The 22,681-nt window shown below is 52.6% G+C and carries 22 protein-coding genes and 1 pseudogene; 13 read left to right on the forward strand and 10 right to left on the reverse strand.

What is annotated here, in order from left to right:
* The first annotated feature begins 311 nt into the window (after positions 1-311).
* Positions 312-608 carry an amidohydrolase family protein gene (locus JDF658_RS00005; protein ID WP_278307341.1) on the forward strand — a complete coding sequence of 99 codons (297 nt, stop codon included), beginning with the start codon at positions 312-314 and terminating at the stop codon, positions 606-608.
* Positions 609-654: 46 nt separating this feature from the next.
* Here JDF658_RS00005 and hydF read toward each other — a convergent pair whose 3' ends face one another.
* From hydF to nuoE, 6 genes are read right to left on the reverse strand one after another with little or no spacing between them, the layout of a single operon-like run.
* Positions 655-1,848, reverse strand: a complete 1,194-nt coding sequence (gene hydF, locus JDF658_RS00010; RefSeq protein WP_078666405.1) for a [FeFe] hydrogenase H-cluster maturation GTPase HydF — start codon at positions 1,846-1,848, stop codon at positions 655-657.
* Positions 1,849-1,863: 15 nt separating this feature from the next.
* Positions 1,864-3,186: a [FeFe] hydrogenase H-cluster radical SAM maturase HydE gene (hydE, locus tag JDF658_RS00015; RefSeq protein ID WP_079906082.1), complete on the reverse strand. Its 1,323-nt coding sequence runs from the start codon at positions 3,184-3,186 to the stop codon at positions 1,864-1,866.
* A 12-nt stretch (positions 3,187-3,198) separates the two neighbouring features.
* Positions 3,199-4,581 (reverse strand): [FeFe] hydrogenase H-cluster radical SAM maturase HydG, encoded by a 1,383-nt coding sequence (gene hydG / locus JDF658_RS00020; RefSeq protein WP_242946573.1) that lies wholly within the window; start codon positions 4,579-4,581, stop codon positions 3,199-3,201.
* 48 nt (positions 4,582-4,629) lie between these two features.
* Positions 4,630-6,342, reverse strand: a complete 1,713-nt coding sequence (locus JDF658_RS00025; protein WP_200805620.1) for an NADH-dependent [FeFe] hydrogenase, group A6 — start codon at positions 6,340-6,342, stop codon at positions 4,630-4,632.
* Positions 6,343-6,364: 22 nt separating this feature from the next.
* Positions 6,365-8,236, reverse strand: coding sequence for an NADH-quinone oxidoreductase subunit NuoF (nuoF, locus tag JDF658_RS00030; RefSeq protein WP_078666408.1), 1,872 nt, complete (start codon positions 8,234-8,236; stop codon positions 6,365-6,367).
* A gap of 16 nt (positions 8,237-8,252) precedes the next feature.
* On the reverse strand, positions 8,253-8,783 hold the full coding sequence (gene nuoE / locus JDF658_RS00035; protein ID WP_079906084.1) for an NADH-quinone oxidoreductase subunit NuoE: 531 nt from the start codon (positions 8,781-8,783) through the stop codon (positions 8,253-8,255).
* A gap of 245 nt (positions 8,784-9,028) precedes the next feature.
* On the opposite strand from nuoE, the gene JDF658_RS00040 reads away from it, so the two are divergent.
* Both JDF658_RS00040 and JDF658_RS00045 read left to right on the forward strand, forming a co-directional pair.
* Complete coding sequence (locus JDF658_RS00040) at positions 9,029-9,262, forward strand: cell division protein ZapA (protein ID WP_078666410.1); 234 nt, start codon at positions 9,029-9,031, stop codon at positions 9,260-9,262.
* A gap of 12 nt (positions 9,263-9,274) precedes the next feature.
* Entirely contained in the window at positions 9,275-9,916 is a 642-nt protein-coding gene (locus tag JDF658_RS00045; protein ID WP_079906085.1) for a protease complex subunit PrcB family protein, read from the forward strand.
* Positions 9,917-9,932: 16 nt separating this feature from the next.
* Here JDF658_RS00045 and JDF658_RS00050 read toward each other — a convergent pair whose 3' ends face one another.
* The 3 genes from JDF658_RS00050 to JDF658_RS00060 all read right to left on the reverse strand — a co-directional run bounded on the left by JDF658_RS00050 (position 9,933) and on the right by JDF658_RS00060 (position 11,260).
* A complete protein-coding gene (locus tag JDF658_RS00050; RefSeq protein WP_159446513.1) occupies positions 9,933-10,625 on the reverse strand; it encodes a nucleotidyl transferase AbiEii/AbiGii toxin family protein in 693 nt (230 codons plus the stop codon).
* Positions 10,535-10,831, reverse strand: a complete 297-nt coding sequence (locus JDF658_RS15000) for a DUF6922 domain-containing protein (protein WP_079906087.1) — start codon at positions 10,829-10,831, stop codon at positions 10,535-10,537. The genes JDF658_RS00050 and JDF658_RS15000 overlap by 91 nt, the downstream gene beginning before the upstream one ends.
* A gap of 156 nt (positions 10,832-10,987) precedes the next feature.
* A complete protein-coding gene (locus JDF658_RS00060) occupies positions 10,988-11,260 on the reverse strand; it encodes a hypothetical protein (protein ID WP_079906088.1) in 273 nt (90 codons plus the stop codon).
* A gap of 189 nt (positions 11,261-11,449) precedes the next feature.
* Between JDF658_RS00060 and JDF658_RS15010 the strand changes: the two genes are divergently transcribed.
* The 6 genes and pseudogenes from JDF658_RS15010 (at position 11,450) to JDF658_RS00085 (ending at position 19,480) form a co-directional block, all read left to right on the forward strand.
* Positions 11,450-11,566 (forward strand): MerR family DNA-binding transcriptional regulator, encoded by a 117-nt coding sequence (locus JDF658_RS15010; protein WP_375804183.1) that lies wholly within the window; start codon positions 11,450-11,452, stop codon positions 11,564-11,566.
* Positions 11,567-11,568: 2 nt separating this feature from the next.
* A pseudogene (locus JDF658_RS00065) lies at positions 11,569-12,011 on the forward strand (IS607 family transposase).
* Positions 11,992-13,434, forward strand: coding sequence for an IS200/IS605 family accessory protein TnpB-related protein (locus JDF658_RS00070; RefSeq protein ID WP_079906089.1), 1,443 nt, complete (start codon positions 11,992-11,994; stop codon positions 13,432-13,434). Before JDF658_RS00065 ends, JDF658_RS00070 begins: the two are co-directional and overlap by 20 nt.
* A gap of 152 nt (positions 13,435-13,586) precedes the next feature.
* On the forward strand, positions 13,587-14,537 hold the full coding sequence (locus JDF658_RS00075) for an NGG1p interacting factor NIF3 (RefSeq protein ID WP_079906090.1): 951 nt from the start codon (positions 13,587-13,589) through the stop codon (positions 14,535-14,537).
* Between the two features lie 127 nt (positions 14,538-14,664).
* Entirely contained in the window at positions 14,665-17,112 is a 2,448-nt protein-coding gene (locus tag JDF658_RS00080) for a DUF3656 domain-containing protein (RefSeq protein WP_079906091.1), read from the forward strand.
* 4 nt (positions 17,113-17,116) lie between these two features.
* Entirely contained in the window at positions 17,117-19,480 is a 2,364-nt protein-coding gene (locus JDF658_RS00085; protein WP_079906092.1) for an endonuclease MutS2, read from the forward strand.
* 4 nt (positions 19,481-19,484) lie between these two features.
* Here the strand turns inward: JDF658_RS00085 and JDF658_RS14940 are convergent, their stop codons facing one another.
* Positions 19,485-19,619 carry a hypothetical protein gene (locus JDF658_RS14940; RefSeq protein ID WP_278307340.1) on the reverse strand — a complete coding sequence of 45 codons (135 nt, stop codon included), beginning with the start codon at positions 19,617-19,619 and terminating at the stop codon, positions 19,485-19,487.
* Between the two features lie 129 nt (positions 19,620-19,748).
* Here JDF658_RS14940 and merR point away from each other — a divergent pair, with 129 nt between their 5' ends.
* The 4 genes from merR to pfkB all read left to right on the forward strand — a co-directional run bounded on the left by merR (position 19,749) and on the right by pfkB (position 22,680).
* A complete protein-coding gene (gene merR, locus JDF658_RS00090; protein ID WP_078666418.1) occupies positions 19,749-20,147 on the forward strand; it encodes an Hg(II)-responsive transcriptional regulator in 399 nt (132 codons plus the stop codon).
* A gap of 197 nt (positions 20,148-20,344) precedes the next feature.
* Entirely contained in the window at positions 20,345-20,830 is a 486-nt protein-coding gene (locus JDF658_RS00095) for a (2Fe-2S)-binding protein (RefSeq protein ID WP_079906093.1), read from the forward strand.
* 126 nt (positions 20,831-20,956) lie between these two features.
* Entirely contained in the window at positions 20,957-21,724 is a 768-nt protein-coding gene (locus JDF658_RS00100) for a DeoR/GlpR family DNA-binding transcription regulator (protein ID WP_174182996.1), read from the forward strand.
* An 11-nt stretch (positions 21,725-21,735) separates the two neighbouring features.
* Positions 21,736-22,680 carry a 1-phosphofructokinase gene (gene pfkB, locus JDF658_RS00105; RefSeq protein ID WP_079906094.1) on the forward strand — a complete coding sequence of 315 codons (945 nt, stop codon included), beginning with the start codon at positions 21,736-21,738 and terminating at the stop codon, positions 22,678-22,680.
* Position 22,681: the final 1 nt, after the last annotated feature.

Raw genomic sequence — 22,681 nt, forward strand, 5'->3', positions numbered from 1 at the left:
GTATCTCCGTGAGTCCGGTCTGGCACTGCCGGACCGGTCGGGAGTAGTGGGCGCACTGGCACGCCCTGCGGTCAACCTGTTCGTGTGGAGAAAAACCACATCGCCAGGCCGTGAACAGGGGACGTTCAGGCAGGCCGCTTAGGTCTGTTCCGGGCAGCCGCGAATTATAAAACCAACCACTTCTAGAAGGGGAACCCCACCCCTTTTAGGGGTGGGAGGATGTCAGGGTTTTAGATCACTGGCAATTTGCTGGTTTTAAACTGCAGTTATCAGTACAACAATTTGCTGCTGATGATCCCGGATTAGAACCAATCTATCAGGCCGCATTACAACGTGAGTTCGAAAAAGCCATTCAGCTGGTGAAAACCTATCCCCATGTCTATCTCGATACCTCCTGGGTACTGGGTAATCCCAGGGTACAGGTAGCGTTACCTACTCTGGCCCAATTTATGGAAAAATATCCACACCGTTTCTTGTATGGCAGCGATTTTCCCATTATGGAGTATGCACCGCAAGCAGGACTCCAGACCTTGTTAACTTTGGGACTATCGGAAAGTACATTGGATTGTATACTTCGTGAAAATGCCAGACAATTGCTGGAAGAATAAGAGGCCCTTTGCCAGATATATTGACAAAGGGTCTTAATTTTTTGTTTTACACCCCAAAAGGCTTTAATACCCGTTCCAGAATGCCATGGACGGCAGCAATCAGTACCCCGTAGTTGACAATGGGCACCTGGCGACTGCGGGCCTGTTGCAGGCGGTGTAGCATGGAACGCCGGTTTAACATACAGGCACCACAATGGACGATTAATTTAAAATCCTCCAGGTTATCGGGATAGCCCTGCCCGGATGACCAGGTGTACTGCAGTTCTCCGCCTGCCAGCTGATTGAGCCAGCGGGGAATTTTGGCCCTGCCGATATCATCGGGTTGCCGATGATGGGTACAGGCTTCAGCGATCAGCACCCGGTCCCCGGGTTTTAACGCTGAGATCGCCCGTGCACCTGCGGCCAGGGTGGCCAGATCTCCTTTGTAGCGGGCATAGAGGATGGAAAAGCTGGTCAATGGTACATTTTCTGGCACCAGCCGGGAGACCAGGCCAAAGGCCTGGGAATCGGTGACCACCAGGGCCGGGGGCTGCTGGAGATTGGCCAGGGTTTGTTCCAGTTCGAATTCCCGGCAAACATAGGCCATTACCCCATGATCCAGGCAATCCCGCAGTACCTGAACTTGCGGCAGTATCAAGCGGCCTTTGGGAGCAGCGGAGTCAATGGGGACGACCAGTACCACTGTATCACCGGGCTTGACCAGGTCGCCCAGAATAGTTTCCGGCTCCCAGTTTTGCGGGGCCTGCTCGATCATCGCCTGTTTCAGTTCTTCGATTCCGGCGCCGGTACGGCTGCTAACCTTTACCCAGGGGAGGTCGAGGACGGCCCGGGCAGCAGCCAGATCGGGGTCAGCCAGGTCGCTCTTGTTTAGCACGCCGACCAGGGGCAGGTTGTGCTGCCGGCAGAGGGCGGCGATCTCCCGGTCAAAGCTGGTTATCCCGGTAGTAGCATCCACCACCAGCAGGGCCAGATCGGCTTTGGGCAGCACTTCCCGGGTTTTTTGTACCCGCAGCTGGCCCAGTTCCCCTTCATCATCCAGACCGGCGGTATCGATCAGCACTACCGGGCCCAGGGGCAGGATTTCCATGGCTTTGTAGACTGGATCTGTGGTGGTGCCGGGGATAGGGGAGACCAGGGCGATGTCCTGGTTGGTCAGGGCATTGATCAGACTGGATTTACCGGCATTGCGGCGACCGAAAAGGGCAATATGCAGGCGATTGGCACGAGGGGTTTCCAGCATCAGTGTTCCTCCTGTTCATCCCTGGCGCAGATACCGGGGGGGCCGGCGGCCGGCCCGGGCGATCTGCTCCAGTGCATAGTTGAGATTGACGGGATTTTTGTTGCTGTAGATCTGGTAATTACCCCGGTACTGGGGTGGGGTCATAATCAACATAATGGTATTGGCACCGGCGCGCAGAGCCAGTTCCTGGCCGCGGGGATGCAGGGTAGCCATGGCGGTAGTGGCGGGCAGGAAAACATTCTGGCAGACTATCCGGGTCAGGGCCACTACCCGCAGACAGAGGTGCAAATCCCCTGGCGGCTGATCGGCCCAGGGGGTATTGGCTGCCGGTAAAAAGGGGCCGATACCGATCATGTGAATGCCATCATCTTTAAAATGGAGAATATCGGCGGCCAGGTCCATTACTGTCTGCCCGGGAAGGCCCACGATATTGCCGGATCCGCTTAAAAGTCCGGCCTGTTTGATTAACTGCAGATGTCGCCGCCGTTCCCCGTAATCATCATCAGGATGGGCGGCTGCAAACAGACAGGGGGAGCCGCTTTCCAGTTTGAGCAGATAGTTGTTGGCCCCTGCTTCCCGAAATAGCCGGTATTCTTCCGCCCTGCGTTCTCCCAGACTGAGGGTGATGCGCAGGCCGTATCTTTCCTTGATGGTCCGGATGAGACGCAGGATTTTTTCCGTAGTATAATAGGGGTCTTCGCCCGATTGCAGGATCACGGTGCGCAAGCCCAGACGGTAGATTTCATCCACTGTGGCCAGAATTTCCTCTTCGCTCATGCGATAGCGGGGCAGAACTGTATTATCCCGGCGCAGGCCACAGTAGTAACAGTTTTTACGGCAGTAGTTGGAAAACTCGATGGCACCCCGGATATCCACCATGTCGCCTACACATTCCTGGCGGACCAGATCACCGGCGGTAAGCAAAGCCTGTTCTTCCGCTTCATCCTGCACAGCCAGTAAACGGGCCAGCTCCTCCTGACTCAAGGGTTCTTCCCGCTCCAGACGCTGCAGCAATTCCCGGTAATCAGCGGCCAGGGGGTAGGCATAGACTGGTGACCAGTCGATGCGCCGGGGCTGGGTGGAATAAGGATAGATGCCTTCCCACTCAATGGCTTCAGCGGCCAGGATTTTTTCCACTTCGGTCCGGTGGCTGGCAGCAAAGCGGATGACAGTGGTACAGGCTGAACCTATGCCCCGGGGAGTAGGCAGCAGTTCCGTTGCAATTCCCGCTTCCCGCAAGGCGTGGTCTGCTTTCAACATATGCTGGGTGGAGGCACAGACCAGCAGCAATGATGGCTCTGTTCTGGCCTTAGCCATGAATTTTTGCAGGAGACTCATGACTTCACCGCCTTACAGGTACAGATCTTTTTCGCCCTGCTCCAGACGGCGCAAGCGGTCAGCGGTGAGACGGCGAATATCCTCCCGCCGGATGGCTTCCTGCTCTTTAGCCAGGACAGGGGCAGCTGCGTTGCGGGCAGCCTCACTGCCAAAGTGGAGGAGATATTCCTGTAAAGTCAGCAGGGCATTGGGCTGGCAGACATTCTGGATATTACCGCTCTTGGCCAGTTGCATAAAGCGTTCCCCGGTGCGGCCGCTGCGATAGCAGGCGGTGCAAAAACTGGGGATGAACCCCGCCTGGAGGACACAGGTAATCACTTCATCCAGAGTGCGATGATCCTCGATAGCGAACTGTTCTGTCGGGTCGGCAGTCCGGGCCCGTTCCCGGTAACCGCCGGGGGAAGTAGCCGAACCGGCGGAAATCTGGCTAATACCCAGATGCAAGAGTTCATCCCTGAAGGCTGGCGTCTCCCGGGTCGAAAGAATCAGGCCGGTGTAAGGAACAGCCAGGCGCAGAACGGCCACGATTTTCTTGAAATCCCGGTCGGAAACGGGATAGGGCGCAGCCTGGAGCTGTGATCCCGGAGCCGGACGCAGCCGGGGTACAGACAGGGTATGGGGGCCAACCCCATAAGTGCGATCCAGATAATGGGCATGGGCCAGCAGCGCCAGGGTGTCGTACCTGTGGTCATAGAGACCATAGAGGACGCCCATCCCGATATCATCGATACCGGCCTGCAGGGCCCGTTCCGGGGCGCTGATCCGCCAGCGATAATCGGCTTTCGCTCCCGCAGGGTGCATCTGCCTGTAAGTGTCGAGATGATAGGTTTCCTGGAAAAGTTGATAGGTGCCGATTCCGGCCGCTTTCAGGCGGCGGAAGCCCTCCCCATCCAGTGGGGCGATATTGACATTGAGGCGGCGAATATCCGCCTGCTGATAAATGGCTTCAATCACCTGAACGATATAGTCTACAGCGGCCTGGCGGCCATTTTCACCGGCTACCAGCAGCAAGCGCTTGTGGCCCTGGCTTTCCAGGGCTTTCGCTTCAGCCACGGCCTCTTCCACTGTCAGGGTGCGGCGGGCCAAACTGCGGTTGGCTGCCCGAAAGCCGCAGTAGAGGCAATTATTATGGCACTCATTGGTTAGATAAAGGGGGGCGAAGATGACCACCCTTCGCCCGTAAATCCGTTCCTTCACCTGACCGGCGGCCTGGAACAGCTCGGTCAGCAGTTCTTCATCTTCGATTTGCAGAAGCTGAGCCGCTTCGGCCAGAGTCAGGCCCTGCGCAGTTGCTGCTTTGGCCAGAATCTCCCGCACCCGGGGAGCAGAAGGCTTAGCCGCTTCCCTGAGCAGATTTTCCAGATCAGCTTCCGCCAGCCAGGTTGGAATTTGCATAATCATTACCTCCGATTCTGATTTACCTCTGTCTAATATTTTAACACATTAGCGGCGTGGTTGGTACCTGGTATGCAAAAGCTGGTGGCTCTTGTGACTCAAAGGATGGCCCAGAAACTCGGCATACAGCTCCTTGATAGCCGGGTTTTCGTGGGACTTGCGGAACCGGGCCTGAGAGTCGCACTGGTAAATACCCTGGGCCCGCTTTTGCCGCACTTCCCAGGTGGTAGGAATCGGCTGGCCGCCACCACCGATACAGCCGCCGTGACAGGCCATAATTTCGATAAAATGGTATTCCGCTTCGCCTTTTTGCAGGGCGGTCAGCAGCTGTTTGGCATTGGCCAGGCCGTGGGCTACCGCCAGTTTCAGCCTGCGCCCTTTTAGTTCTACTTCCGCTTCCTTAATGCCATTGAAGCCCCGCACTTGCCGGAATTCAATCTCAGCCAGGGGCTGGCCGCTGGTCACTTCTGCCACTGTTCTGAGGGCCGCTTCCATTACCCCGCCGGTGGTGCCGAAAATGACACCGGCACCGGTGGATTGGCCCAGAGGCTGATCAAAATCTTCGTCAGGCAGATTCCTGAGATCCAGACCGGCTTCCCGCAGCATGGCGCCCAGTTCCCGGGTGGTGAGGACGATGTCCACATCCTGGTAGCTGGAGGCCTGCATTTCCGGCCGCTGGATTTCAAACTTCTTGGCGGTACAGGGCATAATGGATACCACCACTATGCTGGCCGGGTCAATCCCGTGTTTGCTGGCATAATAGGTTTTGGCCACCGCCCCGAACATCTGGTGCGGGGATTTGCAGCTGGACAGATGTTTTAGCAAATCGGGGAAGAAATGCTCTATATATTTGACCCAGCCGGGACAGCAGGAAGTGATCAGCGGCAGGGAGCCGCCCTCTTCCAGCCGTTCTAACAGTTCGTGACCTTCTTCCATGATGGTCAGGTCAGCAGCAAAATTGGTATCAAAAACGCGGTCAAAACCAAGGCGGCGCAGAGCGGCCACCAGTTTACCGGTCAGGACAGTGCCGGGTTCATAGCCCAGCTCTTCCCCGATGGAAACCCGCACGGCAGGAGCCACCTGAACCACTACGTGCTTTTCGGGATTGGCCAGGACGGACCAGACCCGGGCAGTTTCATTTTTCTCGGTCAGGGCCCCGGTGGGGCAGACCAGCACACACTGGCCGCAGAAGGTGCAAACTGCCTCATTGAGGTTATCCCCAAAGGCCGGAGTGATATTGGTGTCGAAGCCCCGCTCGGCTGCCTGCAGACAGCCTACCTGCTGCACCTGCTGGCATACTGCCACACAGCGGCGACAGAGGACACACTTGCGGGGATCGCGGACGATAGAGGGGGAGCTGGCATCAACAGGCAGCTGAGTAGTAGCTCCGGTATAGGGAATCTGCCGTACTCCCACTTCCTCGGCCAGTACCCGCAATTCACAGGTACGGTTGCGGGCACAGGTCAAACATTCCTGAGGGTGGTCGGAAATGATCAGCTCCACCGCAGTCCGCCGGGCTTCCCGTACCGCCGGACTTTTGGTATTGACCACCATGCCGGGGCTGACGGGGAGAACACAGGAGGCCTGCAAAGTACGGGCCCCCTGTACCTCTACCAGACAAACCCGGCAGGCCCCGATTTCATTGAGTTCTTTCATATAGCAGAGGGTAGGGATTTTGATGCCCAGCTGGTGGGCCGCCTCCAGCACGGTGGTGCCTGCTGGTACTTCTACCGTTTGTCCATCTATGGTCAATTGCACCATTTCAGTCATTATCTTCACCTCATTACTTCTTGCTGATGGCTCCGAATTTGCATTTGCTGACACAGGCGCCGCATTTGAGGCATTTTTCCTGGTCAATTACAAAGGGTGACTTAACCACACCGCTGATCGCCCCGGCGGGACAGGCTTTGGCACAGAGACTGCAGCCTTTGCAGAGGGTAGGATCAATCACATAGTTCAGTAAGGCCTGACAGACTCCGGCCGGGCATCTCTTTTCCTGGATATGGGCCAGGTACTCATCCCGGAAATGTTTAAGAGTACTGAGTACCGGGTTGGGAGCGGACTGGCCCAGGCCGCAAAGGGAACTGTTCTTGATATTGCGGGCCAGGGTTTCCAGCTTGTCCAGATCTGCCATGGTGCCCTGACCGGAAGTGATCCGCTCCAGAATTTCCAGCATGCGTTTGGTACCAATCCGGCAGGGGGTACATTTGCCACAGGATTCATCGACAGTGAATTCCAGGTAGAAGCGGGCAATGTCCACCATACAGTCAGTTTCATCCATGATAATCAAGCCACCGGAGCCCATCATCGAACCGGCTGCCAGCAGGGAATCGTATTCAATGGGGGTATCCAGATGGCTGGCAGGCAAACACCCGCCGGAAGGTCCCCCGGTCTGGGCGGCTTTGAAAGCCTTACCATTGGGAATTCCGCCCCCGATTTCGAAGATAACCTGGCGCAGGGTAGTGCCCATGGGCACTTCGATCAAACCGGTATTGTTGATTTTGCCGGCGATAGCAAAGACCTTGGTGCCTTTGCTTTTTTCTGTCCCCATGGCGGCATACCAGTCAGCACCATTGAGGATAATCATCGGGATATTGGCATAGGTTTCTACGTTATTGATGAGGGTAGGCTTGCCCCACAAACCCTTGACTGCCGGGAAAGGCGGCCGGGGCCGGGGTTCACCGCGGTGACCTTCAATGGAGGTGAGCAGAGCGGTTTCCTCACCACAGACAAAGGCACCGGCCCCTAAGCGAATATCTACATCAAAATTGAAACCGCTGTTGAAGATGTTTTTGCCCAGCACACCCAGGGCCCGGGCCTGAGCAATGGCAATTTTCAGCCGTTCCACGGCAATGGGATATTCGGCCCGGACATAGATATAACCCTGCTGGGCCCCGATGGCATAACCGGCAATGGCCATGGCTTCCAGCACACTGTGCGGATCCCCTTCCAGGATGGAACGGTCCATAAAGGCCCCGGGGTCGCCTTCATCGGCATTGCAGACGACATACTTGATTTCACCTGGTGCATTCGCGGTAAATTCCCACTTCAGACCGGTGGGAAAACCACCACCACCCCGGCCTCTCAGGCCTGAGGCCTTGACAGTAGCAATAACCTCAGCAGGAGTCAGGCTGGTCAATGCTTTGGCCAGGGCCTGGTAGCCATCACGGGCAATGTATTCATGGATATTTTCCGGGTCAATTTGCCCGCAGTTGCGCAGGGCAATCCGCTTTTGATAGCGGAAGAAATCGATGTCCCGGAATTTCTCGATCACTTCCTCTGCCTCAGGCCCGTGATAAAGCAAACGTTTTACCGGTCGGTCCTGCAGGAGATGGGAATTGACGATTTCAGCGGCATCAGCTGGAGAGACAGAGGTGTAGAAAGTTTCGTCGGGATAGATTACTACAATAGGTCCTAAGCGACAGAAACCGAAACAACCGGTTTTAACCACTTTGGCCTGTTGACTGAGACCGGCCTCAGCCAGACTGCTTTCCAGGGCTTCCGCAACTTTAAGGCTGCCAGATGAGGTACAACCGGTACCGGCACAGACCAGGATGTGCCAGCGATAACCATCAGCAGCAGCCTGACCCTGGCGCAAAGCCAGCTGGGCCAGGGCAGCTTCCTTGAGTTCATTCAGCTGGTTAATACTTAGCATGAATTTGCACCTCCGCTTAACCTGCAATAGCGGGAGAAACCTGACCTTCCCGCTGGCGATATTCTTCCAGGATAGCAGCCAGGTCTTTACTGGTCAGACGGCCATAGACCTGGTCATTGATAGCGATAACAGGAGCCAGACCGCAGGCACCGATACAGCGGGTGGCTTCCAGGGTAAACAAACCGTCAGGGGTGGTCTGACCGACGTCAATGCCCAGTTGCTTTTTCAGCTCTTCCAGGAGCAGGCCGGAACCTTTGACATAACAGGCTGTGCCCAGGCAGACACCGATTTTGTATTTGCCAATAGGCTGGGTGGAGAAATAGGAATAGAAAGTAACAACGCCGTAGACTTCACTGGCCGGGACATTCAGTTCTCTGGCGATATATTCCATGACCTCCCGGGGCAAATAGCCAAACAGCTGCTGGGCGGCATGCAGTACCGGAATCAGGGCCCCTGCTTCCTCCCGGTGTTTGGCGATAATAGCATCCAGTTCCTTGAATCTGGGGTCGGCGCTTTTGCTGCCACACTTACATGTGCATTCAGTCATAGCATATCCCTCTCTTTCCGTGATTGTGTTAGTACAATTTTTGTCCCGGAGGGACAATGTTGGTCCCTAGAATGGTAAAATAAAAAGGATTGTTCGTAACTTCACTTTCACAAACTAATTTTACATATTAGCTGGCCTTGAGACAAGACCAGGACTAAAAGTTGTAATTTTGATAATTATCACAAAAAAAGGAGTTCAACATTTACTGGCGAATGGTATAATTAAACAGGGCGGAGGGATCAGGTATGAACACGGTAGAAGTGACGATTGTCAGAGAAAAATATCGCATAAAAGGGGAGGCCAGTCCGGAGCAGATTGAAAAGGCAGCTGCCCTGCTGGATGAAATGATGCGTTCGATTCTGGCGGGCAATCCTTCTCTGCCTTTACACCAGGTGGCTGTGCTGGCTGCCTTGAATCTGGCCAATGATTACCTGACATTAAAGGAAGAATATGAGAGTCTGGTGAAAATGCTGCCCTGAGGAGGGAGAAAAATGAGCAGGTTATGGAGGTTTTTGCTGGTTCTGTTGCTGGCCGGATTTCCGGTAAAGGCAGTCTGGGCTCTTGCCTTTAATCCGGTACCCTATACAGTGGTCACCGCTCGGCAGAGTTTACCGGCCCAGGTTCGCCAGGAAGCTGAAAAGCTGAAAACAACCCGGGGCTACTGGCTCTATCACAGCAGCCGGGAGACGCTGGTGGTAATTAATCTGGGGCAAAAGCCCTCGGCTGGTTACGGGCTGGAGGTAGCAGGGGTGGAAGAAATCGAAGGAGTGGTCACGGTACGGGTGCGGGAAAAGGTACCGCCTCCTGATGCTGTGACAGCCGCTGTGCTTACCTATCCGCAGCTGATAATCCGGGTTGAACCTCTGGCAGGCTGGCGCTGGCGGATAGTGTCTGAAAGTGGGGTTGAATTCAAGCTGCTGCAAGAAATAAAAGCCCCGCCGGTCTATTATACCGTACAGGGGCAGTATCTGGGACGGCAGGGAGCTATGGCTTTCAAGGCCCGGGTGCAGGGGAAAGTGCTGGTTTTTCGTTACCAGGGTAAGCTCAATTTCCGCAAGGGTAGCCGGATCAGTATTAAATATTACTGGAATGCCAAGAAGGAGCGGCAGGCGGTAGAATTACGGTGTCGCTAGAGACTTATTGCTCTTACTATTTTTCTAAATTAGTGTCTTTACATATAAAATAATCTGTTAATTCTTTTTGGCGTTGTAAAAAATATTTTTTGATCTCTGACCAGGATACCTCCCGAAACAGCCTGGGCATTGGCTCTAATTCTGCATCATCAAAATATCCGAGGGATTTTAAAAAAACCAGTGGCTGAAAGGTTTTAACCGGGTATTTATCCGGATAAGCTTTAAAAATATCTTCGAACTTAATCTGTTCCTTGTCCAAAAAGAATAAGTCCACAAAATCTTTTTTTGTCCCCCGTTGCACTAAAGCAACCAGTTTCATTAAGGCAATATCCTTTAATGATGCTAATTGAATGTTTTTGTAGGTAAGCCCGGTTTCGAGGCGGGGATAGGGATAATAGAGAAAACTTACTTTTACGCCGTAAATAAAACAGTGGAGAGTTCCCGGTCCCTGGCTGGTTAAAAGAAACCCCTCAAAATTGGCCAGTTTTCCGGCAAGTTGAAAAGGGTCAAATTCTTGCTCTGAGAAAAAATCCAGGTCTTCTGACCAACGGTGGCCCAGATAAAGAGCTGCTCCGGTCCCTCCTGCTAAATAAAAGGTTTGTACCAGGGAGTGTCTTGCTAATTGCTCAAGAAGGGTATATCGTTCCTTTGACATGATGTGTTCAAACAAACCACTTCCTCCTTTGGTATACCCAATAGGTTTTGCCACAGAATAGCCGTCCTCCTGGATATATTCCGGCTGTTCCTGACTACTTCTGCAATCTGTTCCCTGGTATAGGTTCGGTAAAGCCAGCGGTTGGCTTCCAGATCTCCGTATTCCAGGATCCGTTCTATAATTTGAAACCAATGGGCGGTTTGGTCTAATGTTTGCACATCATATTCCCAAAAAAATTGATGCAATTCCACGGGTAGCATGGTTTATCACCCTCTGGTTGTATTATACTTCAAGACAATCACTATCTTAATATAATTATACCACGTAATTATATTTGCTAATAATATTTATTTATGCTCCTTTACTGAATGGGCACGTAAGTTGAATAACGTGAAACTACAATAGGATTAACAACCCTACCCCCCGGCCCGCAGGCAGCGCAGGGCCTCATCCAGACGGGCCAGAGCGGTGGGAGGGCCTGTGATGGACAATTGGGTTCTGGGCAAATGGAAACTGCCCAGCTTCTGCGGGGGCAGAGGAGACCAGATCAGAATCAGCTCACCGGACTCAGTCTGCAAAACGAGCTGATTTTCTTTTTCCACCACAACCGTCCAGTAGCAGTGTTGGGCAATTCGATGTAATTCTTCCTGCACTTCAGCTGCAGACAGGCCGAGAATTTTGGTGTTCATCGCCATCCCCCTGTTCTGTTCGAGGTTGATTTCATCATATTATACATCCTCCCTGCAAGTCAATTTGCCCTATACGACATACTGTGGTAAAATATTTCAGGATACCGTATACAGAGGAGGATACAACAGTTGAAGATAGTTATGCAAAAGAGTCTAATTTTAACTAGGTGATGATAGATGTTATTAAGTATGCAAAAAATAAAAGAAATATACTCGATTAGTCGAAGGACACTTATAAACTGGGAAAAAGAAGGGTTAATTACTCCTCTTAGAACTCCAAAGGGTAGGAGAAGGTATAGAAAATAGGTATGATAGAAGAAAAACCAAAACCGACTGTAGTTTTATATGCAAGAGTATCTACAAAAAAGCAGGAAGAGTACCTAAAAAACCAATTCAGGAGACTTAAAGAATATGCCAATTTGCAAGGTTGGTGGTATGAAGTCATATCCGAAATAGCAAGTGGGGTAAATGAAAACAGGAGAGGTTTATTAAAGCTTCTGAACAAAATAAAAAAGGAGAAGTTCAAAAAGTTGTAATAGAGTATCATGATAGACTGGCAAGGTTTGGTTTTGAATATCTTAAATTTTTTATGGAAAGCTTTGGAGTAGAACTTGTAGTTTTGAATGGAAAGGAAAATGAAGAAGATGTAAACAAAGAACTAGCAGAAGACTTAATAGCAATAGTTACCTCATTTGCAGCCAGGATTTACGGGCAAAGAGGTGGCAAAAAGCATGATAACAATCCAAACTAAACTTGTTTTTGACAGTGAAGAAGATAAACAAGAAGTATTAGACCTTATGAGAAGATGGTCATCCTGCGCAAGATTCGCATATAACAGGCTTTTAGAAGGTAAAAACAGAAATACACTAAAAAAAGAACTTCAAGGGATTTTTAATTTAAATTCGAGGTACGTAGATGATGCGATAATGAAGGCAAAAAGCGTTTTAGAGTCTTGCAAAGAAAGGGAAGAGAATCCGACGAAGGTTGTCTTTGGCGGCAGGAGTTTGTTTGATAAGCTCAAGAAACGGCACATAAATGGAAGAGCATATAAGAAGCTAAAACTTGAGTGGCAAGAAAGAAGAAAAGGTAATCTCTACTCAAGGGGAGATAAGAGCAAGAAAGGGAACCTGAATACAAGGATCGAGATAGATGAATATGGTACGAGACTAAGGATAAACGTAGGGGACAGAAAGTATGTATACCCCAAGATACAAGCGGGATGGAAAAAAGGAAGGAGCCGGGAGGAATTACTACAAGCAATAAGCACTTGTGAAGAACCATACTCCGTCGAGCTAAAGCTCAAAAACGGCAAGATATATGCTTACTTTACAATTAGAGAAAACTTCCCGGAAGTTGTGGTGACAAAGGAAAATGGAGTTATAGGCATAGACGTCAACGCATATCCGAACCACATAGCGTGGTCAGAAACAGATGAGAACGGTAAGCTTGTAAGTTATGGCAGAATACCGATGCCTGAACTTACAAGCGGCAATTCAAATAAGAGGGAATATTATAGATGGCAGCATGCTCATGAAGTAGTAAGGTTAGCAGAGGAAAAGAAAAAAGCAATAGCAATCGAAAGATTGGACATAAGAGACAAAGGAAAAAGAGGGGATTTTTCAGGGAGGAAATCAAGGAGGATAAGGCACAGCTTTAGCTACAGGTCACTTTTGGAAAAAATCAAGGTTTTAGCGAAGAGGAAGGGTATACAAGTAATAGAGGTCAATCCTGCCTATACATCTGTGATAGGGATGCTGAAGTATGCACCGCAGTATATGATAAGCAAGGACATAGCAGCTTCGTATGTCGTAGCAAGAAGAGGACTAGGATTAAAAGAGCAAATTCCCGAGGGATATATAGCAATTTTAAAGGATTTAGATGCCAGCGAATTGGAAGAATTAAAAGAGCATGTAAAGAGAACGGTTAAGAACAAACACTTGAAGGAAAGGCAACTAAAGGAGATAGACAGAGTGATAAAAAGCCTTGGGAGTGAGCTGGGGAAGGTACTAATACCTCTGGGTGGAACAAGTATTAGTGCTTGTAGCGCAAGCTATAATCTCTGGCGAGTTCTCAAGGTAGCGGTGGTGACGCCACTCTCCCCTGAGAAAGTTTTAAGAGACGTCTCTGTCCTGAAGAGAGTATTACATTCAGGGCATGTGGGGAGACCTGGCTAAGGGCGCAAGTTCCTGCTTCTTGGGGCAGGGGCTATGGGAGTGCTTAAATACCGCTTGCTGGGAATGAGCACTCTCTGAAAGGGCGGAATACAAATAGCCCAGCCTTCCAGACTTGTGCAGTTTTGCACAGTTTGGATGACCAGGACTATTTAATGAAACTGAAAGAGATCTATCAGCTGGCGGTAGAAATGGGAATGGAAGCTGACCCGCGGGGGAAACAGGCAGTAGAAAGGGATTTGCGCCTGACCCGGAAAAGCTACGAAAAACTGGAAGCGGAAGATAAGGCTTTTTTCGATACCGAGTCCCTGACCAATCCTTACAGTGACACCAGGATTCTCTGGGGGGACCCGGAGAAGGAAGTCAAGCGGATTCTGGTGGGCATTGATATCGAAGCCGGTGAATTATTGCTGGCTGATCGGCTGCGGGAAAAAGGCAAGGAAATCGACCTGGTGCTGGCCCACCATCCGGAGGGGCGGGCTTTTGCGGCCCTGCATCAGGTCATGCATATCCAGTCCGACCTCCTCTATCAGTGGGGGGTGCCGGTTAATATCGCTGAAAGCATTATGGCTGGACGTATCAAGGAAGTCATGCGCAATATCATGCCCTATAACCACCAGCGGCCGGTGGATGTGGCCCGTTTGCTGGAAATCCCCCTGATGTGCTGTCATACTCCTACGGATAACCTGGTAACTTCCTGGCTGCAAAAATATCTGGACGAGAAACAGCCGGAAACCATTGCCGATTTGTTGAAAGTACTGAAAACCATCCCCGAATATGCCGAAGCAGCCCGGCAGGGGGCAGGCCCTACCATTTTTGTCGGGGATGAATCCCGCCGCTGTGGTAGGATTTTCGTGGACATGACCGGTGGTACCGGTGGTTCGGAGGATGCCTATGATGAATGGTCCAAAGCCGGCGTAGGCACTCTGGTGGGCATGCATATCAGCGAAAAACACCGGGAGCGGGCAGAAAAAGCCCGTGTCAATGTAGTGATCGCCGGCCACATTGCCAGTGACTCCCTGGGCATGAACCTTTTCCTGGACCGGCTGGAAGCGGCGGGGATTGAAATCATTCCCTGCTCTGGCCTGATTCGGGTCAAGCGCTAACCGTTTAGGACAGGACACCTTCAGCCATACTATGGCTGGAGGTGTATTTTTATGGAAACCAAGTTGAAGCCAGCTGGCCATTAGGATAGAATAGAATTGTTTAAGTGATAAGGTGGAGGTAATTGCTGTGAAACTACCCGAATTGCTGGCCCCGGTAGGTTCCTGGGAGGCACTGGAAGCGGCGGTGGCCAATGGGGCTGATGCCGTTTACCTGGGGGGCAAAAACTTCAGTGCCCGCCAGTATGCCGCCAATTTTGACCGCCAGGAACTGGGGGAAGCGCTGGATTTTGCCCACTTGCGCGGAGTGAAGGTATTTGTTGCCGTTAATACCCTGGTAGCAGACCAGGAGCTGCCGGAAGCTCTGGATTACCTGGGTTTTCTCTATGAGCGAGGAGCAGATGCGGTTATACTGCAGGACCTGGGGCTGGCGGCCCTGGCCCGTAAATATCTCCCTGATCTGGAGTTGCATGCTTCTACCCAGATGACTATTCACAATGCAGCAGGAGTCAGGCAGCTGGAAGAACTGGGCTTTCAGCGGGTGGTGCTGGCCCGGGAAGTCAGCTGGGAAAATATGAAACGGATTCGGGCCCGGACCAGGGCCGAACTGGAAGTTTTTGTCCATGGTGCCCTGTGTATTTGCTATTCCGGCCAGTGTTTGATGTCTTCCCTGATTGGCGGCCGCAGTGGCAATCGGGGCCGCTGTGCCCAGCCCTGCCGCTTGCAATATACCCTCGTGGATCAGCAGGGACGGGAGTTAACCGCTGAGGAAGTGGGTAAACATCTGCTCAGTCCCCGGGATTTGAATCTGGTGGAAGATTTGCCCCGTTTAGTCGAAGCAGGGATTAATTCTCTCAAAATTGAAGGTCGAATGAAACGGCCGGAATATGTCGCTACTGTAGTGCGGGTTTATCGCCAGGCTCTGGACCGCCTGGCGGCCGGGGCCTTCCAGGTAACAGCTGAGGAGAAAAAAGATCTGGCCCAGATTTTTAACCGGGATTTCACCCGCGGCTATTTTGCCGGCAATCCCGGGGCAGAACTGATGAGTTATAAACGGCCCAATAACCGGGGCCTGAAAATCGGCCGGGTGTCCCGGGTGGATCGGGCCAAACGCCGGTTTGAGCTGGTCCTGGAGGAACCCCTGCGGGTAGGGGACGGTCTGGAAATCTGGGTCAAAATAGGCGGACGGCTGGGGCTGACCAGTCCGGTGGCGGCAGCTGCCGGGGGAAAGGTCTGGTTGCCTAGTCCAGGTCAGGTTAGTATGGGTGACCGGGTCTTTAAGACCCTGGATATAGATTTGATGGAACGAGCCAGTAAGAAGATAGAGCCCCTGCCGGTAACGGTAAAGGTCGAGGGGTCAGTGGGACAGCCGTTACACCTGGTCTATCTGGATGAACAGGGGAACCGGGGGGAAGCCTGGACAGCGGAACCAGCCCAGCAGGCCCGGAAGCGACCCCTTACTGAGGAGGTTTTGTGGCAGCAGCTGGGGCGGCTGGGCAACACCCCCTATCAGCTGGTAGGGCTGGAGGCCCGGCTGCAAGGGGAGTGTATGGTGCCTCTCAGCTTGCTCAATGAGGCTCGCCGCCAGGCTATATCTCGCTTGACGGCAGCACGGCTTAAACCCTGGGCCAGACCGGCAGCACCGGCAGCGGACTGGCAGCCTTTACCCCGGCAAGAGAGCCGCAACCAGGGCAGACCCCTGCTCACCGTCCAGGTAGCCAGCTGGTCAGGGGCGGAAGCGGCCCTGGTCGCCGGGGCGGACCTGGTCTATCTGGGTGCAGAATGGTGGCGGCACCAGCGGGAAAAAGCGGATTGGGCGCAACTGCCCGGAACGGAGCGGCTCTGGCTGGCTACTCCCCGCATCCTGCAGGAGGAAGAATGGCAGGGGTATATTCCCTGGCTGGAGCAGATCTTGCAACAACGGCCCCCTGCCGGTTTGCTGGTCAGCAACCTGGGCTTGCTCCACTGGTTGCGGGCCCAGGGCTACCAGGGCGAATTAGTAGCAGACTGGCCCTTAAATGCCTTTAATCAAGTCACAGTCCAGATCTTGCAGCAGCTGGGAGCCAGCCGCATCACCCTTTCCCCGGAACTGACGGGGGAACAGGTAATGGAGCTGGCGGCCACGGGCTTGCCGCTGGAGGTCCTGGTTCACGGCCATATTACCATGATGGTTTCCGAATATTGTGCAGTGGGCAGTTTGCTGGGGGGACGGCGGCCCGGCAAAAAGTGTTCCCAGCCCTGTCGCCAGGGAACTTACGGGCTGAAAGACCGCCTCAATCTGGTGTTCCCCTTGCGCATGGACCAGTTCTGTCACATGCATGTTTTTAATCCCAGGGAACTGGCTTTGCTGGATGAATTGCCCCTTCCCGGCCTGTCCGGGCTCAAAGCCCTGCGGCTGGATTTGCGTTTAGCAGATTCCGAGAAAATCCGGCAGGTGGTGGCGGTTTACCGGCAGGCTCTGGCCGGAAAAATGCTGCCTCAGGCCCGGGAACTCCTGCAAAAACTCAGTCCGGGCGGTTTGACCAAAGGCCACTGGTACCGGGGGGTATTGCAGGTGGAAGAGGAGGAAAAGGAGTAAGACAATGAACAATCGCACTCTGGAAAAACTGGAATACAGCAAAATCATCGCCCAGCTGGCCGATTGCACCATGAGCAACCTGGGCCGGGAGCTGGCGGAAAACCTGTTACCCACTACCGAGGAGGCGGAAATTCGCCGCCGCCAGCAGGAGACTCAGGAAGCCCGGGAATTGTTGCGCGTGTATCCCGATCTGCCCTGGTCCGGTTTAAAAGACCCGCGTCAGGCTGTGGGCCGGGCCAAACGGGGCGCGGTGCTGGCTCCGGAGGAACTGCTGGCTGTTGCAGACAGCATGCGGGCCAGCCGCCGCTTGAAGCGCTTTTTTGCAGAACTGAAGGAACATTATCCGCTGCTCCAGGAATATGCCGCTAACCTGGCCAGCTTTAAACCGGTCGAGGATGCCATTTACCGCGCGATTTTACCGGGCGGGGAAGTGGCCGATGAAGCTTCTCCCCGGCTGGCTGCCCTGCGGCGGCAGATTCGCAGCCATAGTGTCCGGGTGAAGGAAAAACTGGAACAGATTATCCGTTCCCCGGAATGGCAGAAAATGCTGCAGGACCCCATTGTCACCCAGCGGGGGGACCGCTATGTGGTGCCGGTGAAAAATGAATATCGCGGCCAGTTCCCCGGTCTGATCCATGACCAGTCAGGCAGCGGGGCGACCCTGTTTATTGAACCCATGGCCGTGGTGGAAATCAATAATGATCTGAAAAGGCTGAAGGCGGAAGAGGAAGAGGAAATTGAACGCATTCTGCAGGAACTGACGGCCCGGGTGGTGGCGGAAATTGACCAGCTGGAACTGGCGGTGGAGGCCCTGGCCCATCTGGATTTTGCCCTGGCCAAAGGGACTTTGAGCCAGCGCTGGGATGGCGTAGGGCCAAAACTGAACCGGGATGGCTATATTTACATTAAAGGCGGGCGCCATCCTTTAATCAAAGGCCGGGTAGTGCCGGTTACCATCTGGCTGGGCCGGGATTTCACCACCCTGATTATCACCGGGCCCAATACCGGCGGTAAAACTGTGACTCTAAAGACAGTAGGCCTGTTTGTGATTCTGGCTCAGGCGGGCTTGCATCTGCCCGCTGAGCTGGGAACGGAAATTGGCCTCTATCAGCAGATTTTTTGCGATATCGGGGATGAGCAAAGCATCGAACAATCCCTCTCCACATTTTCTTCCCATATGACCAATATCATCTCCATTCTGGCCGAGGCTGACCGGGATAGTTTGGTTTTGCTGGATGAGTTGGGGGCAGGTACCGATCCAGCGGAAGGAGCGGCTCTGGCCCAGGCCATTCTGGAAGAGCTGCATCGGCGGGGAGCCAAAACCATCGCTACTACCCACTACAGCCAGCTCAAAACCTTTGCCTTCAGCCAGCCAGGGATTGAAAATGCCAGTGTGGAGTTTGATGTCAATACCCTGCAGCCTACTTACCGTTTGCTCATCGGTCAGCCGGGGAGTTCCAATGCCCTGCAAATTGCCGCCCGGCTGGGGCTGGCTCCGGAGCTGGTGGAACGGGCCCGTTCCTTTATGAGCAAGGCGGAAACGGAAATGGCCGATCTGATCCAGAGCCTGGAGGCCAGCCAGCGGGCAGCAGAAGCGGAACGCCAGGAAGCCGAGCGGTTGCGCCGGGAAAGCGAGCGCCTGCGGCAGGAGTATGCGCAGCTCAAGGAAAAACTGGAGGCTCAGCGGGAACGGATTCTGGCCAGAGCCCGGGAAGAGGCCTGGGCGGAGGTGAAAAAGGCCCGCCAGGAGGCGGAAAATATCGTGGCAGAGCTGAAGGCCCGACTGGCAGAGGCGCCTTCGGCCCAGACCTTGCAAGCAGCCTATGATGCCCGTTCCCGTTTACGCAAATTGCAAGCGGACAAGGCTGTCACCCCGACAACCCCGTCTGTTGCTGCCGGAGGCAGACCACCGCGGGAGCTGGAAGTGGGGGACCGGGTCAAGGTCTTGAGTTTAAACCAGGAAGGCACTGTGGTCGGTGGGATAAAACCCGGTGTTAGTGCCGTAGTTCAGGTAGGAGCCCTGAAAATGACGGTACGCTGGGAGGATCTGCGCTTGCGGGCCGGTTCTGATCCGGAAGCGGGGCAAGTGCAGGGGGCAGGCAGCCTCATGTCGGCCAAAACCGCTGCTATCAAGCGGGAACTGGATTTAAGGGGCATGACGGTCGATGAGGCTCTTTATGAACTGGAAAAATATCTGGATAACGCCCTGGTGGCCGGACTGAACCAGGTCTATGTCATCCATGGCAAAGGGACAGGGGCTTTGCGCAAAGCCATCACCCAGGCGTTAAAAGAACATCCACGGGTAAAAAATTACCGTCACGGTGCAGCCAATGAGGGCGGCATCGGCGTGACGGTAGTCGAGTTATAATTTCCTATTCCCGGTCCCTTCCGGCCATTTTACCCAGCATGTAAACCAGGGGAATAGTGGCCAGATGCAGGGCCCAGAAGCCGGCATTGGGAAAATCGAAGGTATCTTTTTCACGGCGGCGACCAAACAAAAGGTGCATAGTTTTTAACCTCCTTTGCCGGTTTGTTATTAGTTTATCCCCTTTGAACTGAAAAAAACGCGTTAAAAAATGTTATTGACCCTGTACCGTAGTACAGGGTTTATACTTTATCCAGGGGGTGATAATAAGATGAAATATCGTATTAGTGAACTGGCTGTTAAATGTAATGTCAATAAAGAAACTATCAGGTATTATGAGAGAAAAGGATTAATCAAAGAAACTTTACGAACAGATTCTGGGTATCGAATGTACTCGGAAGAGACTGTAAAGCGTATATTTTTTATTAAACGCATGCAGGAACTAGGGTTTTCTCTGGGTGAAATTCATAACTTACTAAAGGTTATAGATGAAGGTGAAATTCGATGTAAGGATATGTATAATTTTATTTCTCAAAAAATAGATGAAGTTCAACAACGAATAAAAGATTTAAGACGGATTGAAAAAATATTGAACGAATTGAAAGAACGCTGTCCCAATAAGGAAGAGCTACAAGAATGTCCAATCCTTGAAACTTTAAAAGATGATTGAACTTAAAGCTGTTGAGGATGACAACTGATTTTGATCTTTCCGAGAAATTACGTATACGGGAAAGGAGGGTAGAAACATGCTGAGGAAACGGTATATGTTGCGGCCGGTAGCTCACTGTAAAGGTGGCTGCTGACTTAAGGTCCTGGGCATGACCTAAAACTGCCCATTTTAATTGCAATTGAAAAGGGGGTTAGGCCATGGTCGGATGTGGACAAGCCTGTTGTAGCCAGGAAGGTTGCGGAGAAAAGAATCAAATTCCCCGCTGCCCTATCTGTGGAAATGAGGGGCAGCCCGTAAGCCCCCGTACTTTACGCAATCTGCTCAAAACCGGACTAATCGAACAGATTGTGGAGGAAGACTATCATCTCTGTCAGAATCCGGAATGCCAGGTGGTTTATTTTCACCGGGAGCTGGGTCAGATTTTTGGCCGGGATGCCCTGACAGTCAAGGTCTGGTGGAAGGACCCGGGGCTGGATGTTCCCCTCTGTTATTGCAAAGGGGTGACCAGAGGGCAGATCAGGGAAGCCTGGGAACAGGGGGCCAGAACTTTTGCTGAAATCGTCAAGGCTACCGGAGCCATGGGTGGCAGGCGCTGTGAATACGAAAACCCGGCGGGACGCTGCTGCAGTTCGGCGATTCAGGCATATCTTCAGGAACTGGAGGGAAATATTAACTTCGGCTAAAACGGGCCGAAGTTTTTTTCTGCTCTTGACAAGACCAGAACAATCAATTACAATCAAAAATAAGCAGAAACAATCAAAAACAATCAACAAATGAGCAAAATCAGGCAATCACTGGGGGGCTGGCAGGTGTTTGGGGAGGAACGCAAACAACTGATTCTGGACTATGTCAACAAGCATGGTCGTGCATCAGTACAGGAGCTCAGTAACTTTTTGCAGGTTTCGGAGTCCACTATCCGCCGGGATTTGAAAGAACTGGAAGAAGCCAAACTGTTAAACCGGACCCATGGTGGAGCCATTTCGTTGCAGGCAGTTAATTTTGAACCCACTTACTGGGAAAAAGAAGACAGGTTTAAAAGTGAAAAAGAAGCCATTGCCCGTGAAGCAGTTAAGCTGATTGAAAATGGCGATACCATTTTACTGGATTCCGGCACAACCACCTTTCATCTGGTACAGCAGCTTAAAACCTTCAATCACCTGACAGTGGTCACCAATTCCCTGCTCTTTGCCCAGGAATTACAGGGTAATCCCGGTATCGAGGTACTGGTGACCGGAGGCAGTCTGCGCCGGGAGACGCTGGCCCTGGTCGGGCCCATAACCGAACGGGCCCTGGAGCAGGTACGGGTGGACAAGGTTTTTATCGCTACCAATGGGCTGGATTTAGAAAAAGGTTTAACCACTCCCAATCTGCTGGAAGCGGCAGTAAAAAGCAAAATGATTGCAGCGGCTACCCAGGTAATTCTGCTGGCTGACCACAGTAAAATCGGTCGCATTTCTTTTGCCAGATTTGCCGGTCTGGCCGATATTGATCACTGCATCATGGATGCTGCTGCTCCCGTTGAGGTGGTGATGGCTTTGAAGAAAAAAGGAGTTCAGGTTCATCTTGCACAGCCATAGGAGGAAACAAAATGAATTCAGCTGCAGTAGTCACGGTAACTTTAAACCCGGCTCTGGATAAGACGGTAACTGTCGAAGGCTTTACCGCAGGAAGCTTAAACCGGGTTCAGGAGGTACGGCTGGACCCCGGGGGCAAAGGGATAAATGTGGCCAGGGTACTGAATAATTTCGGGGTAAGCGTACTGGCTACCGGGTTCATTGCTGGAATGCAGGGTAAACTGCTGTTAAAGGCTCTGGAGGATGAAGGGATAACGACTGCTTTTGTCAGCGTACCGGGGGAAACCCGCACCAACCTGAAAGTGGTTGATCTTGCCACCAGACAAACTACGGAAATCAATGAACCTGGATTTGTAGTGGATTCTGCTCGTATGCAAACGTTTTACCAGCTGCTTGATTCAGTTCTGGAACAGACGGCTTACCTGATTCTGGGCGGTAGTTTACCCCAGGGAGCTGCTGCTGATACTTATCGGGAACTGATCGGCAGAGCAAAAGCAAAGGGGGTGAAAGTAGTCCTGGATGCCGATGGAGAGGCCCTGCGCGCTGGTCTTGCCGCTCAGCCCTTTGCGGTCAAGCCCAACCTGGCAGAACTGGAAAATCTGCTGGGCCGTTCATTGCAAGATACGGAAGCTATCATCGCTGCAGGCCGTCAACTACTGGAACAAGGAGTGGAGCTGGCGGTAATCTCCAGGGGCAGTAAGGGGGCGGTAGTGTTAAACCGGGAGGAAGTGATCGTAACCGAGCCCTTTCCCATAGTGCCGCAGAGTACAGTGGGAGCCGGGGATACCATGGTGGCAGCTCTGGTCTATGCTTTGTTGCAACAAAAGCCTCTGGCTGAAACTGCAGCCTGGGCCACAGCAGCAGGCACCATTGCAGCTTCCAAAGCGGGAACCCAGGTCTGTACCCGGGAAGAAGTGGAGGCCAATCTGGCCCGAGTCAAGGTTATCAATTGGAGATGAG

Origin of the sequence: Carboxydocella sp. JDF658, from assembly GCF_002049395.1 — a bacterium.
Classification (GTDB): domain Bacteria; phylum Bacillota.